Genomic DNA, 13,785 nt, shown 5'->3' with positions numbered 1-13,785 from the left:
CACGCCCGCGTTGCGCCCGGTGAGCGCCGGTTGATGGCAAGATCTTTCCTTGTGACCGACGAACCGATGCCCGGGTCCACCGGAGACGGCTCCACCGTGCCTCCGGAGCTGGCCGAGCTGGCTGCCGCCCACGGCGTGCAGTGCGAGTACACCGACCACGACGGCCGCCTGCAGCAGGTCAGCGTGTCGACGGTCGTCGCGGCGCTGGAGGCGCTCGACGTACCGGCGTCGACGCCCGGCGCCGTCGCGGCGAGCCTGGACCGGGTCCGCGACGACGAGTGGCGCTCGATGCTGCCGCCCACCATCGTGACGCGGGAGGGCCGGGAGGTGCGCGTCCCGGTGCACGTCGCGGACGGCGCGGACGTCACGGCGTGGATCGAGCTCGAGCAGTCCGACCAGCCCGTGGTGCCCGCGAGTGCCACCCCGTGGCGCGTGACGGCGCCGCAGGCGACCGCTACCGGATCGTTCGCCGTGGTGCGTGGCCCCCGGGTACAGCTGCGGCAGGCCGACGTCTACGCCGAGCCCCGCACGGTGGACAGCCGCAAGGTCGCGCGGGCCACGTTCACGGTCCCGGCCGACCTGCCGCTCGGCTGGCACACGCTGCACGCCGAGTCGGGCGGGCAGACGGCGCAGACGCCGCTCGTGGTGACCCCCGAGCGGCTGGAGCTGCGCAAGAAGGTCGCCCGCAAGCAGGCCTGGGGTTTCATGGTCCAGCTCTACTCGGTGCGGTCCAAGGACTCCTGGGGCATGGGTGACCTCGCCGACCTGGGCGACCTCGCCTGGCAGACGGCGCACAACGGCGGGGCGGACTTCGTCGGGATCAACCCCCTGCACGCCACCGAGCCGGTGCTGCCCGTGACACCGAGCCCCTACCTACCGACGTCGCGGCGGTTCATGTCGCCGCTGTACATCCGTGTCGAGGACATCCGTGAGACGGCGTATCTCTCCGCCGCCGACCGGTCGCTCGTGGAGTGGGCGGGCGAGCCCGTCCGGGAGCTGTCCGAGGACTCCGGGCCGATCGACCGGGACGCCATCTGGGAGGCCAAGAAGGCGGCGCTGGAGGTCGTCTGGACGGCCCAGCGGTCGGCCGCCCGGCAGACGGCGTTCGACGAGTTCGTGCTGGAGCAGGGCAAGGGCCTGGTCGACTTCGCGACGTGGTGCGCCATCACGGAGCACCTCGACGGTCGCGACTGGCCGCCGGAGCTCGCCGACCCGTCGTCGTCCGCGGTGACGACGCTGCGCAACGCGCTCTCGGAGCGGGTCCAGTTCTACTGCTGGCTCCAGTGGGTCGCCGACGATCAGCTCCGCGCGGCGCACCGGGCCGGCCTCGACGCGGGCATGCGGCTCGGCCTGCTCAAGGACCTCGCCGTGGGCTCGGCCTCGGACGGCGCCGACGCCTGGGCGGATGCCGGGGTGCTCGCCCAGGGCGTCTCCGTCGGTGCTCCGCCGGACATGTACAACCAGCAGGGCCAGAACTGGTCCCAGCCGCCGTGGCACCCGCGGGCCCTCGCGAAGGCGGGCTATGCGCCCTACCGCGAGATGCTGCGCACGGTGCTGCGGCACTGCGGCGCGCTGCGCATCGACCACATCCTCGGGCTCTTCCGCCTGTGGTGGATCCCGGGTGGAGCGCGCGCCTCGGCCGGCGCGTACGTCACCTACGACCACGAGGCGCTGATCGGCATCCTGTGCCTGGAAGCGCACCGCGCCGGGGTGATCGTCATCGGCGAGGACCTGGGCACCTTCGAGCCCTGGATCCGCGACTACCTCGAGGAGCGCGGCATCCTGGGCACCTCCGTGCTGCTCTTCGAGCGCGACGCCGCCGGGGCGCCCGTCGAGCCGGAGGCGTACCGCAGGGCGGCGCTGGCCACGGTGACCACCCACGACCTGCCGCCGACCGCCGGGTACCTGGCCGGCGAGCACGTGGACCTGCGCGAGCGGCTCGGGCTGCTCACCGAGGAGCCGACGGTGCTGCGCGGACAGGCACGCGCGGAGCGGGAGTCGCTGGTCGAGGCGCTGTCCCGCCGCGGCCTGACGACCTTCGACCCGTCCGAACGCGAGCTCGTCGAGGGTCTGCACCGCTACCTCAAGGACACGCCGTCCGCGCTCGTCGGGGTGTACCTGACCGACGCGGTGGGAGAGCGACGCGCTCAGAACCAGCCCGGGACGGACACCGAGTACCCGAACTGGAAGGTTCCGCTGGCGGACTCCGCGGGCACCGTCGTGCTGCTCGGGGACCTCTTCAGCAACGCGCGCCTGCGGTCGCTGGTGGGCGTGATGAACGAGGAGGAGCCGGAGGCCGATCCGCCGAGGTAGCCGCGGCGAGGCGGCACGGTGGTGAGACGGAGCTGTGGCGCACCCCGAGCGGGGTGCGCCACAGCTCCGTTCTCGCCGTCTGCCGCGGCGGCGTCGCTTCCGCGGCGTCGTGCTTCCGGGTCAGGTGCAGGTCAGGCGGCGCCGATACCGGCACGAGCGATCGAGAAGCCGCTGCCGCTCTCGTCGGCGACGCACTTCATGCCGCTCTCGTCGCTGAGGCACGTGAAGCCGTGCGCCTTCTTCTCCGAACCGTAGTTCAGGATCGCGATGTCACCGCCCGCCTTCTTGGGCTGGTCCTTCTTGCCGACGCACGGCTGGGTCACGTTGCCGCTCGGGTCGACCTTCGCCACGTAGCCGGAGGCGCCGTCGCACGCGGCGTCCGGCGCCGGCTTCTGGTCGAGCTGTGCGATGCCGCACGTGGCGGCGTCCGCGGAGATCGTGCACGTGATGTTCAGCGAGGGCGCGGCGAACGTCTCGACACCTGCCCCGCCGTCGGTCTCCAGACCCTCCTCGGGCTCCGGCGACGCCGGCTGCTCCGCGGCCGGCGTGCCGCTCGTCTCCGGGGTCTCGTCGGGCTGGCCCAGCAGGTTGACCGCGAACACGATCGCGGCGATGACGAGCAGCACGTCCAGGGCGATGAAGGCGATCCAGCCCGGGCTGAGCTTCTTGCGCTCGCGCGGCGGCTCCGGCGGGTAGCCGCCGGGCTGCGCGGCGTAGACCGGCTGGCCATACTGGTCGTAGCCCTGCGGCGGGTAGCCCTGCGGAGGGTACTGACCGCCCTGGGGCGCCTGCTGCGCGTACGCCTGAGGCTGTGCGTAGCCCTGCTGGTACGGCTGCTGGTACTGCTCGGTGTAGTACTGCGGCTCACCACCGCCGTTGTGGATGTGGACGGACTGGACCACCGGGGCACCTGGCGCGGCGGGTGCAGGGGTGACGGCCTGCGAGAACTGGTTCGCGGGCGAGATGGCGGGTGGTTTGCGGGTTGCCGCGGAAACACGCTGCACCGGTGCCTGCTGGGCAGGCGTGGGTGCGGTGGGCGGGTGCTGCTCCTGGGTCTGCGCACCCGGGTCCTCGTCGGGCCAACCGCCTGGCGGCGGTGGCGGCGGCACTGTGCCGGACATCAGGCGACTCCCTCAGCTCAAATCGGTCGGTCGGGCGACCGCGGTCGATCGTACACAAAGGCGTTACTCGCTGTTACTCCTGCGTGGCATGATCGACGAGTCGTCGCAGGTAGTTCACAGACCGGACGACAAGCCAACCGAAAAGGCGCGCCCAACGGACGCGCGGGGCGCCTACCGGCGCCCACGAGAAGACAGACGTGGAGGGCCTGTGCCCGGAGAGAACCTGACCCGCGCCGAGGCGGTCGAACGCGCCGCCGTCGTATCGGTCGAGTCGTACGAGATCGCGCTGGACCTGACCACCGGTCCCGAGACTTTCGCGTCCGCCACGACTGTGCGCTTCACCGCCACGGAGGGCGCCTCGACGTTTGTCGACCTGGTCGCCCCGTCGGTGAGATCGGTGGTGCTGAACGGCCGCGAGCTGGACCCGGCCGCCGTGTTCGCGGACTCGCGCATCGCCCTGGACGGGCTGGCCGAGGACAACGAGCTCCTCGTCGTCGCCGACTGCGGCTACACGAACACGGGCGAGGGCTTGCACCGCTTCGTCGACCCGGTCGACGGTGAGGTGTACCTCTACACGCAGTTCGAGGTGCCCGACGCCCGCCGCGTGTTCGCCTGCTTCGAGCAGCCGGACCTCAAGGCCACCTTCCAGTTCACCGTCACCGCGCCCGCGGCGTGGCAGGTCGTGAGCAACGAGCCGACTCCGGAGCCGGTCCCCGCGGCAGCCGGCGGGGACGTCGCGACCTGGACGTTCGAGCCCACCGGCCGCATCTCGACGTACATCACGGCGCTCGTGGCCGGCCCGTACGCCGTGGTCCGTTCGTCGCTCACGTCGTCGGACGGCCGGGAGATCCCGCTCGGCGCGTTCTGCCGCAAGTCGCTCTCCGCGCACTTCGACGCCGACTACATCTTCGAGAAGACCCGGCAGGGCTTCGAGTTCTACGAGTCGACGTTCGGCGTGCCGTACCCGTTCACCAAGTACGACCAGCTGTTCGTGCCCGAGTACAACATGGGCGCCATGGAGAACGCGGGCTGCGTGACCTTCACGGAGTCGTACGTGTTCCGCTCCAAGGTGACGGAGGCGGTGCGCGAGCGCCGGGTCGTCACGATCCTGCACGAGCTGGCCCACATGTGGTTCGGCGACCTGGTCACCATGAAGTGGTGGAACGACCTGTGGCTGAACGAGTCGTTCGCGGAGTACGCCTCCACGCTCGCCACGGCCGAGGCCACCGAGTGGGAGGCGGCCTGGACCACCTTCTCCGCGATGGAGAAGTCGTGGGCCTACAAGCAGGACCAGCTGCCGTCCACGCACCCGATCGTCGCCGAGATCAAGGACCTCGAGGACGTCCAGGTCAACTTCGACGGCATCACCTACGCCAAGGGCGCGTCCGTGCTCAAGCAGCTCGTGGCCTGGGTGGGGCGTGAGGCGTTCATCTCGGGCGTCTCGGCGTACTTCGGCAAGCACGCGTGGGGCAACACCGAGCTGCCGGACCTGCTGACCGAGCTGGAGGCGACCAGCGGCCGCGACCTCAAGGCCTGGTCGAAGCTCTGGCTGGAGACGGCGGGCGTGAACACGCTCCGCCCGGTCATCGAGACGGACAGCCACGGCCGCATCATGTCGTTCGTCGTCGAGCAGACGGCGCCCGCCGAGTGGCCCACGATCCGCCCGCACCGCCTCGGCATCGGCTTCTACAGCCTGTCCGACGCCGGCGAGCTCGTGCGCACCCACTTCGTCGAGGTCGACGTCGACGGACCGAGGACGGACGTGAAGGAGCTCGTCGAGCTCGACCGCCCGGCGCTCGTGCTGCTCAACGACGAGGACCTCGCCTACGCGAAGATCCGCCTCGACGCCTCGTCGCTGCGTGTCGCGCTGGAGCACCTGGCCGACATCGCGGACCCGCTGGCCCGTTCCCTCGTGTGGGGCTCGGTCTGGGACTCGGTGCGCGACGGCGAGGTCCCGGCGTCGGAGTACGTGCGCCTGGTGCTCGGGGGCATCGCCCGCGAGACCGAGTCGACGACGCTCCGGACCACGCTCAACCAGATGGTGCTGGCGGCCAAGCAGTACGTCGCGCCGTCGACCCGGGCGGCGACGCTCGCCGAGGTGGGCGACACGCTCTGGACGCTCGTGGGCGAGGCCGAGGCCGGCTCCGACACGCAGTTCCAGCTGGTGAAGTTCTTCGCGCACGTGGCCTCCACGCCGGCGCACGTGGAGACGCTGTCCGGGCTGCTCGACGGCTCGGTCGGTCTCGACGGGCTGACCCTCGACACCGATCTCCGGTGGGAGCTCCTGGAAGGTCTCGTGCTCAACGGGGCCGCGGGCGACCAGGAGATCGACGAGATGCTCGCGGCCGACAACACCGCCACCGGCCGCCAGGCAGCGGCACGCGCACGGGCAGCGAAGCCGACGGTCGAGGGCAAGCTGGCCGCGCTGTCGTCGGTGGTGGACGCGGATGTGCCGAACGCGATCATCCGGAACACCGGTCTCGGGTTCGTCCACGTGAACGACCCGGCCGCGCTGGCCGACGTCGTACAGCCGTACCTGGACGCCGTGCTGAAGGTGTGGAACGAGCGGAGCTATCACATCGCCGAGGAGGTCATCGAGGGCTTCTACCCGGCCCCGCTGGCGTCGGCGGAGCTGCGGGACGCCACCGCGGCCTGGCTTGAGGCGAACACCGACGCGGCCCCAGCTCTGCGCCGCCTGATCGTGGAGTCCCTGGCGGGCACGGAGCGAGCCCTGAAGGCCCAGGCCGCGGACGCCTGACCCCTCGTTGAGTGCTGGGTATTTGTTGGATCAGAGCCGCTGATCCAACAAATACCCAGCACTCAACAGGCCGCTCACCAGATGTGGACTCGGTCCTCCTCGGGGAGGTACAGGGCGTCGCCGGGCTGCACGTCGTAGGTCGTGTAGAACTCGTCGACGTTGCGCACCACGCCGTTGCAGCGGAACTCGTTGGGGGAGTGCGGGTCCGTCGCGAGACGGCGCAGCACCTCCTCGTCGCGGCCCTTGGACTGCCACACCTGCGCCCAGCCGAGGAAGATCCGCTCCAGGGCGGTCAGGCCGTCGATGACCGGCGCCTCCTCCAGGGGCTTGCCGAGCGCGATCCGGTACGCCTTGATCGCGATCGACAGCCCACCGAGGTCGCCGATGTTCTCGCCGATCGTGAGGCCGCCGTTGACGTGCGCGTCCTCGACACCCTCGCCGTCCGCCCCCTCGCGTTCGGGCGCCGTGGCGGCGGCCGCGAGCTGCGCCGGGCGGAACTGGTCGTACTGCGCGATCAGCGCGCTGGTGCGCTTCTCGAACTCGGTGCGGTCGGTGTCGGTCCACCAGTCCTCGAGGCGGCCGTCGCCGTCGTACTTGGAGCCCTGGTCGTCGAAGCCGTGCCCGATCTCGTGCCCGATGACTCCGCCGATTCCGCCGAAGTTCACGGCGTCGTCGGCCTCGGGGTCGAAGAACGGGGGCTGCAGGATCGCCGCCGGGAACACGATCTCGTTCATGCCCGGGTTGTAGTAGGCGTTGACGGTCTGCGGCGTCATGAACCACTCGTCGCGGTCGAGCGGCCTGCCAATCTTCGCCAGCTCGTAGTCCTGGTCGAACGCGTTGGACCGCCGGACGTTGCCCACGAGGTCCGTGGCGTCCACCTCGAGCTCGGAGTAGTCACGCCACTTCACGGGGTACCCGACCTTGGGGGTGAACTTCTCGAGCTTGGTCAGGGCCTTGGCCTTGGTCTCGTCCGTCATCCAGTCGAGACTCTGGATGGACTCGCGGTAGGCCACCACGAGGGCGTCCACGAGCCGGTCCATCTTGGCCTTGTTCGCCGGCGGGAAGTGCCGCGCCACGTACTCGGCTCCCACAGCCTCGCCGAGCGCGCCCTCGACGAGCGCCACGCCGCGCTTCCAGCGCTCGCGCACCTCCTGGGCACCGGTGAGCGTGCGGCCGTAGAAGTCGAAGTTGGCCTCGACGATCTGGTCCGTCAGGTACGGGGCCCGGGCGCTGATCACGTGGTACGTCATCCAGAGCTGCCAGTCCAGCACCGACAGCTCGCGCCAGAGGGCGGCGAACCCGGTCGCGTAGTCGGGCTCGCGGACCACGAGGTGGTCGAACGCGCCGTCGGGCACGCCGAGGGCCTCGGCCCACGCCGCCCAGCCGAAGCCGGGCGCCGACTCCACGAGGTCGGCCAGCGTCATCGGGTTGTACGTGAGGGTGGCGTCGCGGTCGCGCACCACGTCCCAGTGGTGGGCGGCGAGCCGCTTCTCGAGGTCGAAGACCCGCCGGGCGGCGTCGTCGCAGGAGATACCCCACGTCTCGTGGACCTTCGCGAAGCGCAGCATCCGGGACACGTGCTGCAGGTACTTCTTGCGGATCGGCGCGTACTGCTCCTCGCGGTAGTACGCCTCGTCGGGCAGACCGAGCCCGGACTGCCGCAGGTAGACGACGTACTTCTCCGGGTCGGTGGCGTCGTTGTCCACCCAGAAGCGGACGCCGGCCGTGCCGCCCGTGCGCTGGAGCGTGCCCAGCGCGCGCGTGAGGGCCGCCATGTCGTGGGCGTCCCGGATCAGGGCGAAGTCCTCGTCCAGGGGTGTGGTGCCGAGGCCGGCGATGCGCTCCGTGTCCATGAAGCTCGCGTACAGGTCGCCGATCATGGAACCGGTCGGCGCGTCCTGGATGATCTCCCGGACGTGCACCTCTGCCTTGTCGTACAGCTCTCGGAACGCACCGTCCATGGCGCGGTCGGCGGGGATCTCGTGGCTGTCGATCCACCGCCCGTTGACGTGGCGGTACAGGTCGTCCTGCGGTCGGGTTGCGGGGTCGAGCGCGTCGAGGTCGATGCCCGACGTGAGACCCGTGGCGTCGGTGGTCATTGCGCCAGCGTACGCAACCTTCGCATCGCGGTTCTCGTGCTGCGCGCCGCACCTCCGGGATGGGGAAGAATGGGGACCATGCGCCTGCACATCGCCGCCGACCACGCCGGGTACGACCTCAAGCAGCACCTGGTGCAGTTCCTCACCACCGCCGGGCACGAGGTCGTCGACCACGGGGCCCACGAGCTCGACCCCCAGGACGACTACCCCGCCTTCTGCATCTCCGCCGGCGAGGCCGTCGTCGCCGAGCCCGGCTCGCTCGGCATCGTGATCGGCGGCTCCGGCAACGGGGAGCAGATCGCCGCGAACAAGGTGACCGGCGTCCGTGCCGTCCTCGCCTGGTCGCTGGAGACCGCCAGACTGGGCCGCCAGCACAACGACGCGAACGTGATCGCCGTGGGCGGCCGCATGCACTCGGCGGAGGAGGCGACGTCGTTCGTCGAGGCCTTCGTGGCCGAGCCGTTCAGCGGCGACGAGCGGCACCAGCGCCGCATCGACCAGCTCGCCGACTACGAAGCAAAGCGTGCCTGAGGGAAACGTCGTCCATCGGCTCGCGCGGACCTTCGCGTCGCTCTACGCCGGTCAGGTTCTCCGGGTGAGCAGCCCGCAAGGGCGGTTCGCCGACGGCGCCGCCGTGCTCTCGGGGCGCCGTCTGGTGGCGAGCGAGGCGCGGGGCAAGCAGCTCTTCCTGGGTTTCGTACCCGCCGACAGCGCGGACGCACCGATGACCGGCGCGGTTGCGGGACCCGACGTCCTCTGGCTCCGTGTGCACCTCGGCCTGTACGGCGCCTGGACGTTCGCGGGAGCCCCAGACGCGCCCGAGGTGGTGCATGCGATCGGCGCGCCCCGCAGACGTATCGGTGAGCGCGAGACCACCCCAGCGGCGCCGTCCTCGCCGGTCGAGCCCTCTTCGCCGGTCGAGCCTGTCGGGACCCGAGCCTGGTCGGTGCCGGAGCCTCGCGGACAAGTGCGTGTGCGCCTGCTCGGCGACCACGCTGTCGCGGACCTCACCGGCCCCACCGCGTGCGAGGTGATCACCTCCGAGGAGAAGACGGCCGTCGAGGCGCGGCTCGGGCCCGATCCCATCCGGGACGACGCCGACGTCGACGCCTTCATCGCCGCGGTCGGCCGGTCACGGGTGACGATCGCCCAGCAGCTCATGGATCAGTCGGTCATCTCGGGTGCGGGCAACATCTATCGCGCAGAGGTGCTGTTCCGGGCCGGTGTCGACCCGCTCATCCCGGGGCGGGACGTGCCCGCGGAGACGGTCCGTGCGATCTGGGACGATCTTGTGTTCCTCATGCGCGACGGCGTGGCGCGGGGCGCGATCGTGACGACGCGGCCGGAGGACAGGTCTCGACAGGCCCGACCAGCGGAGGCGGCCCGACCTGTGGAGAGCCGGCGCCGGACCCGGCAGAACGGTGACGGGACGCCGGGCGCTGTGCCGTCCGAGGACGCGTTCTACGTCTACCACCGCGCCGGCCTGCCATGCCGGCTGTGCGGGACGCCCGTGCTGGTCAAGGAGCTGGCGGGCCGCAACCTGTTCTGGTGCCCCACCTGCCAGACCTGACCTCCGGCCTCGCGACGCTCCTTGGCCGTGAGCGCGATCGGTGCGCCTGAAGCGGCTACGCAGGCGCAGCGATCGCGTTCACAACCAAGGGGTGGGGCATGTCGGGTGGGACGCGTCAGAAGACCCAGGACGACCCGGGCGCGACCGGCCAGCCGAACGCGGTGCTCGCGCGGGCGAGCACGCTTGCGCGCTGACCCTGACGGCGATGCTCGGTGACGAGGCCGGCCGCGGCCAGCGCTGCGAGCGACTTGCCGCCGAGGTAAGCGGCGCCCAGGTCGCGCACATCGAGGGACAGCTCGGGGGCCTCGAACTCCGGGTCGACCCGCTCCACCGAGGCCGGACCGAACGCCTCGGCCTGCAGCCGGTAGACGCCCGCGTTGGCCGGTAGCCGGCCGTCGGTGACCTCGATCGTGACGTCGACGTCGGCCGCGTACTGGCGCCCGGCGAGCGCCGCGGCGACGTCGACCAGCCGGACCCAGAGGTTGTCCGGGGTGCGGGGTGAGGCGGCGCGCAGGTTCACCAGGAGCTGTGTGACGACGTCGTCGACGGGCAGGGTGAACGGCGTGACCTCGTTCGTCAGGTCGAGGTCGAGCAGCGCGCCCCACAGGGCGCGAGCGGCCGCGGCGTCGACCGCTACCACCTCACCGGCGCTGACCTGCCCGCGCGGGCCCGTGGCCCCCCACGCCAGGGTGCGGCGGAACGTCACGTAGCCGCGCGGTTCGCCGTCGAGCTCGACGATCATGATGCGCCGGGACTCGCGTCCGCCCCGGTGGGCGGGGGTGTCGTCCCAGTGCGCGGCCTGCAGCTCCTCGGTCTCACGCGTGACCCAGCCGGGACGGTTCATGCCGGGCACGCCCGTCGGTGCGGCGCCGGCGGCGCGGTGCAGGCGGTCGACCAGGTCCCCGTGCCGCTCCCGGCCTGCGACCTCGACCCGGACCGTGTGCCGCTCCGCGCCCGGCACGTCTCGCAGGGCCGCGCCGCGCGGGATGTCCAGGCGCAGGTCGTCGGCGGCGTGGCCGTAGCCGAACCGGCCGTAGATGGGCGCCTCGGCGGCGAACAGCGCGCTGAGCGGTTCACCGCGTTCGACGCACCGGGCCAGGTGCAGGTCGATCATCGCCGTCAGCAGGCCGCGCCGCCGGTGCTGCGGGTGCACGCCCACCCAGGTCAGGCCGGCCGTCGGCACCTCGGCCCCGGGCACGGGGAATTTTCCGAACGGGTACGACGCGTGCATCGCAACGAGGCCGTCGGAACCGTCTGCCTCGATCGCGATCGCGCGGTCCCAGGTCAGCGGCGACGGGGCGGCGTCGATGTCGTCGTGGGACGTTCCCGACGGGAACGCCCAGGTGTCCAGCTCGGTCACGAGGCGGCGGTCGGCGGGCGTCAGCGTGCGCCAGCGGTAGCCCGCGGGCAGGGCGATCTGGGGGAGTGCCATGATGCGATCGTCGCATCCGCCGCAAGCAATTTCCCGAGCGCGGCCGTGGGCTGAGCTGGGTTCAGCAGGCTTCGGGCGACCATCACCGGCTGGGTTATGGCCGCCGGGAACCTGCTGAAGACGTATCAGTAGCGCGGCCGTCTACGATCGCATCCGTGACCGACTCGCCGCCCGGATCCCAGCTCACCGACGTCGAGGAGTACGCCGCCGCCGTGCTCGACGTCGTCCGGCGCATCCCGTCCGGCCGCGCCATGACGTACGGGCTGATCGCGGAGATCGTGGGCGAGCAGCTCGGGCGCGGCGGGCCACGTCAGGTCGGGAGCGTCATGGCCGGGTCGGGGGACCGGTACGCGCACCTGGTCCCGGACGAGGGCGCCGACCCGGACGCTGGTGCCGACCCGGACGCTGGTGCCGACCCGGACGCTGGCGCCGACCCGTATGGCGACCGCGTCCCGTGGTGGCGCGTCGTCAATGCCGCCGGCTCTCCGCCGCAGCATCACCTCACCGAGGCTCTGGACGCATTGCGCGCCGAGGGCTGCCCGCTGTCCCGGGACGGCCGCCGCGTGAACCTGCGCCGGGCGGTCTGGTTCCCCGAGGACGAGCCGCCGGGTCGGTCAGGTCTCTGAGGCAGGTGCCGGCAGTGCTGAAGAACGTTCACCTCAGGCAGGGCTAGTTCACCTGCGCTGAATTGTTCAGGACAGCCCGCATATGCGGTCCAGAGCCGAACCTGGTTCAGGTATACCGGCACCCACCACCGGAGCACTCTGCGCCCCGAGCCCGAGCCCGAGCCCGAGCCCGAGCCCGCAGAATCGGCGTCACCCATCGTTCATGCCCGGGGAACGGTGCCGTTCACGGCCGCCCGCTAACGTGCCGAGCCGAATCTGATCCGCCGTCGGAGGTACTGCCATGCACCGCCCCCTCGCCCGCATCACCGGGGCTCTCGGAACCCTGCTGCTCGTGTCCAGCCTGGCCACGTCGGGCCTGCTGCCCGCGGCCGCCGACCCAGCCACCGGCGCTGCCGTCGACCCAGCCGCAGGTCATGCCCCTGATCGTGCCAACCACTCCGCGACGCTCCTGTACTTCCACGACGCGCACGAGATCGGCCCGGTGCTGACCGGCGGGCAGGACCGCGGCGGCGTCGCCCGCCTGGCCACGGCGGTGCGTACCGTCGAGGAGCAGAACCCGGCGACCGCCGTCGTGTTCGGTGGCGATCTCGCGGGCGGCACGCTCTTCGGCGGCCTGTACAAGGGCATGCCGATGGTCGAGGCGCTCAACGACGTCGGTGTCGACCTGGCGAACTTCGGGCAGCACGACTTCGACTTCGGCGTCGACCACGCGCGCGAGCTGGTCGCGGCGTCCGACTTCCCGTGGATCACGTCGAACCTGACCACCGCGGACGGGGCGCCCTTCGTCGAGGGCGGCACCTGGGCGGTGCAGCGGGTGGGCAAGGTCCGCGTCGGGTTCGTCGGCCTCACGGACGCGATCGAGACGACGTCGGCCGCCGGGGACCTCGTCGAGGGCGACCCGATAGCCGCGGCGCGCGCCGCCGTCGCCGACCTCAAGGAGCATGCGAAGGCCGACGTCGTCGTCGCTGTCACGCAGTACCCCATGGCCGAGAACCACGAGCTGGTGCGGGCCGTCCCGGAGCTGGACGCCGTGTTCGGCGAGGAGATGGCCGAGTACGACTCAGTGATCGAGTACGAGGGCGACGTGCCGCTCATGGCGTCCGAGGGGAACATCGGCTCGCTCGTTCGCCTGGACATCACCAAGCGGCGCGGGGAGCACGTGGTGACGCCGTCGGTGGTGGAGGTGGACCACACGGTCACGCCGGACCCCGCGCTGCGCGAGGTCGAGGAGCGCTACGCGGCCGAGATGGACGAGCGGTTGTCCGAGGTGCTCGCCGACGTGCGGACGCCGCTGCTGAACCCGGGCCAGATCAGCCGGTCCCAGGAGACGGCGCTGGGCAACTTCGTCGCGGACGCGTTCCGCGCGCGGCACGGGGCCGACGTCGGCTGGGTGAACGGGGGTGGGCTGCGGGCCGAGGCGCCAGGACCGGACTTCACGCTCCGCGACGCCTACTCGATCGCACCGTTCGCCAACCGGGTGCTGAACGTACGGGTCACCGGGTCCGGGCTGCGTCAGTCGCTGGAGGACGCGGTCTCGCGTGTGCAGGACGCCGGCGGGGGGTTCCCGCAGGTCTCCGGCATGGCGTACTCCTACTCGCCGACCGCCCCGGTGGGGGCGCGCGTGCGGGACATCAGCGTGGGCGGCGCGCCGCTCGACCCGGACGCCGCCTACACCGTCGCGGTGACCGCCTACGTGGCCGGGGGCGGCGACGGCGTCAGCGGGTTCGCCGACGCCGAGGTGCTGGTGCCGATCGGTGAGGCGCCCGTCGACGCCGAGGTGATCGCGGACCGCGCCCGCACGCTGACCACGATCGACGTCACGACGGAGGGCCGCATCACGGTCCTCCCCTGACCGGTCGTTGAGTG

At 71.5% G+C, this 13,785-nt stretch carries 9 protein-coding genes; 6 read left to right on the top strand and 3 right to left on the bottom strand.

Annotation, left to right across the window (positions count from 1 at the left end):
* The first annotated feature begins 66 nt into the window (after positions 1 to 66).
* Positions 67 to 2,313 (top strand): 4-alpha-glucanotransferase, encoded by a 2,247-nt coding sequence (gene malQ / locus LUU90_RS06640; protein ID WP_275002753.1) that lies wholly within the window; start codon positions 67 to 69, stop codon positions 2,311 to 2,313.
* A gap of 131 nt (positions 2,314 to 2,444) precedes the next feature.
* Here malQ and LUU90_RS06635 read toward each other — a convergent pair whose 3' ends face one another.
* Positions 2,445 to 3,434: a hypothetical protein gene (locus LUU90_RS06635; RefSeq protein ID WP_275002566.1), complete on the bottom strand. Its 990-nt coding sequence runs from the start codon at positions 3,432 to 3,434 to the stop codon at positions 2,445 to 2,447.
* A 208-nt stretch (positions 3,435 to 3,642) separates the two neighbouring features.
* On the opposite strand from LUU90_RS06635, the gene pepN reads away from it, so the two are divergent.
* On the top strand, positions 3,643 to 6,192 hold the full coding sequence (gene pepN / locus LUU90_RS06630; RefSeq protein WP_275002565.1) for an aminopeptidase N: 2,550 nt from the start codon (positions 3,643 to 3,645) through the stop codon (positions 6,190 to 6,192).
* Between the two features lie 74 nt (positions 6,193 to 6,266).
* Here the strand turns inward: pepN and LUU90_RS06625 are convergent, their stop codons facing one another.
* Complete coding sequence (locus tag LUU90_RS06625) at positions 6,267 to 8,291, bottom strand: M13 family metallopeptidase (protein WP_275002564.1); 2,025 nt, start codon at positions 8,289 to 8,291, stop codon at positions 6,267 to 6,269.
* A gap of 78 nt (positions 8,292 to 8,369) precedes the next feature.
* Here LUU90_RS06625 and LUU90_RS06620 point away from each other — a divergent pair, with 78 nt between their 5' ends.
* A complete protein-coding gene (locus LUU90_RS06620; protein WP_275002562.1) occupies positions 8,370 to 8,822 on the top strand; it encodes a ribose-5-phosphate isomerase in 453 nt (150 codons plus the stop codon).
* Complete coding sequence (locus tag LUU90_RS06615; RefSeq protein WP_275002561.1) at positions 8,815 to 9,861, top strand: Fpg/Nei family DNA glycosylase; 1,047 nt, start codon at positions 8,815 to 8,817, stop codon at positions 9,859 to 9,861. Before LUU90_RS06620 ends, LUU90_RS06615 begins: the two co-directional genes overlap by 8 nt.
* 115 nt (positions 9,862 to 9,976) lie before the next feature.
* Here the strand turns inward: LUU90_RS06615 and LUU90_RS06610 are convergent, their stop codons facing one another.
* Positions 9,977 to 11,293, bottom strand: coding sequence for a GNAT family N-acetyltransferase (locus LUU90_RS06610; protein ID WP_275002560.1), 1,317 nt, complete (start codon positions 11,291 to 11,293; stop codon positions 9,977 to 9,979).
* Between the two features lie 155 nt (positions 11,294 to 11,448).
* On the opposite strand from LUU90_RS06610, the gene LUU90_RS06605 reads away from it, so the two are divergent.
* Together LUU90_RS06605 and LUU90_RS06600 are read left to right on the top strand one after the other, a co-directional pair.
* Complete coding sequence (locus tag LUU90_RS06605; RefSeq protein WP_275002558.1) at positions 11,449 to 11,919, top strand: MGMT family protein; 471 nt, start codon at positions 11,449 to 11,451, stop codon at positions 11,917 to 11,919.
* A gap of 280 nt (positions 11,920 to 12,199) precedes the next feature.
* Positions 12,200 to 13,771, top strand: a complete 1,572-nt coding sequence (locus LUU90_RS06600) for a bifunctional metallophosphatase/5'-nucleotidase (protein WP_275002557.1) — start codon at positions 12,200 to 12,202, stop codon at positions 13,769 to 13,771.
* The last annotated feature ends 14 nt before the right edge of the window (positions 13,772 to 13,785 follow it).

This window comes from Promicromonospora iranensis, assembly GCF_028994775.1.
GTDB classification, from domain to species: domain Bacteria; phylum Actinomycetota; class Actinomycetes; order Actinomycetales; family Cellulomonadaceae; genus Promicromonospora; species Promicromonospora iranensis_A.
Note: the sequence above shows the minus strand (reverse complement) of the source record. Positions and strands in the feature narration are given on the sequence as shown.

Excerpts from the sequence above, each read along its gene's own strand:
- LUU90_RS06610 (WP_275002560.1), bottom strand. The coding sequence starts at position 11,293 with ATGGCACTCCCCCAGATCGCCCTGCCCGCGGGCTACCGCTGGCGCACG.
- malQ (WP_275002753.1), top strand. The coding sequence starts at position 67 with ATGCCCGGGTCCACCGGAGACGGCTCCACCGTGCCTCCGGAGCTGGCC.
- LUU90_RS06625 (WP_275002564.1), bottom strand. The coding sequence starts at position 8,291 with ATGACCACCGACGCCACGGGTCTCACGTCGGGCATCGACCTCGACGCG.
- LUU90_RS06620 (WP_275002562.1), top strand. The coding sequence starts at position 8,370 with ATGCGCCTGCACATCGCCGCCGACCACGCCGGGTACGACCTCAAGCAG.
- LUU90_RS06600 (WP_275002557.1), top strand. The coding sequence starts at position 12,200 with ATGCACCGCCCCCTCGCCCGCATCACCGGGGCTCTCGGAACCCTGCTG.
- LUU90_RS06635 (WP_275002566.1), bottom strand. The coding sequence starts at position 3,434 with ATGTCCGGCACAGTGCCGCCGCCACCGCCGCCAGGCGGTTGGCCCGAC.